Origin of the sequence: Streptomyces lushanensis (assembly GCF_001700515.1) — a bacterium.
In the GTDB taxonomy this organism is placed as follows: Bacteria; Actinomycetota; Actinomycetes; order Streptomycetales; family Streptomycetaceae; genus Streptomyces; species Streptomyces lushanensis.
On the sequence record NZ_MAUD01000637.1, the window covers coordinates 1 to 879 of the forward strand.

1 protein-coding gene and 1 pseudogene are annotated in these 879 nt (G+C 69.2%); both read right to left on the reverse strand.

Annotation, left to right across the window (positions count from 1 at the left end; genetic code table 11):
* The coding region (locus BFF77_RS32055) for a sigma factor (RefSeq protein ID WP_425424464.1) at positions 1-347 on the reverse strand (347 nt) is incomplete at its 3' end.
* 79 nt (positions 348-426) lie between these two features.
* A pseudogene (locus BFF77_RS32060) lies at positions 427-766 on the reverse strand (YciI family protein); the annotation flags it as partial.
* Positions 767-879 lie beyond the last annotated feature (113 nt).

The following is an 879-nucleotide window of genomic DNA, read 5'->3' on the forward strand; positions in this document are numbered from 1 at the left end:
ATCAGCCGCAGCAGATCGTCGTCGATGTCGTCGGAGTCCTGCGGCTCGGGCGGAGGCACGTCCTCCAGGGCGCGCCCGACCTCGGCGAGCTTGCGCGCGTAGGTCTCCTTGCGGCGGACGAGATCGATGGCGCGGTGCTTGGCGGTGGCCATGAGCCAGGCGCCCGGTCTGTCCGGCACACCCGACTCCGGCCACTGCTCCAGCGCGGCGACCAGGGCGTCCTGCGCGAGCTCCTCGGCGATGCCCACGTCCCGCACGATGCGGGCGACACCGGCGATGATCCGCGCGGACTCGATCCTGAACACCGCTTCGACCGTCCCGGTCGCGCTTGCTGCCGTCACAGCCACCCATCAGAACAGCCGTACGGTGGCGGAGCAAGCGCGGTCCCGACCGGTCCCCGGCACGCCCGCGAGTTGGCGCCCGGNNCGCGGACCTCGACGGTGACGTCCCAGTTCTCCGGGTGGATCTCCAGGAACCGCTTGGCCCACTCCACCGCCTCGGCCTTGTCCTTGCACTGGGTGATGGAGTAGCCCCCGATGACTTCCTTGCTCTCCGTGAAGGGCCCGTCGGTGTAGCTGAACCTGCCACCGGACCAGGTGACCCTGGTCCCCTCGGCGGTCGGCGCGAGCCCGGCCGTGTCCAGCATGACCCCGGCCTTGGTGATCTCCTCGAACAGCGCGCCCATCCGCTGATCGAACTCGGGACCGGCCGCGTCGACGGGAGCGTGCTTCTCATCGATGCGGACCAGCGTCAGAAAACGTGGCATGGTGACTCCTCGGTCGGAAGAGCGGGGCCTTTCCCCGCCTCTCTCACCTCTGCGTCGAACGGACACCGGCCGGATCGACAGCCCCCCCGAAATTCTTCCAACTTTTCCCACCC